The organism is Pedobacter sp. T50_32, from assembly GCF_057652195.1.
The window spans coordinates 1-244 of record NZ_JBYFBY010000031.1 but is presented as its reverse complement, the minus strand read 5'-3'; the positions used below and the strand labels follow the sequence as shown (position 1 = coordinate 244).

The 244-nt window shown below is 32.4% G+C and carries 1 pseudogene; it reads right to left on the bottom strand.

The window, feature by feature from the left end:
- A pseudogene (locus AC23ME_RS21135) lies at nt 1-195 on the bottom strand (alanine--tRNA ligase-related protein); the annotation flags it as partial.
- Nucleotides 196-244: the final 49 nt, after the last annotated feature.

The following is a 244-nucleotide window of genomic DNA, read 5'->3' as shown; positions in this document are numbered from 1 at the left end:
AAATCCAGATTTTACTGCAATAAAGATGATGAGTGGTGTAAAAACATCAGAATCATAGTTAGAAGTTTTACAATGTAACACACGTACCAAACGCACAAAACCCAATCCAGTATATAAGTGTATGTTTGGAAGCGGCTTTAACGAACCATCTTACAAACGGTTAAACTGAATAAATACGTTGTTCCAAATCTCAATTTCACAAAGAACTAAAGCAAAAATGCATTAACGAATTAATAGTCGAAAA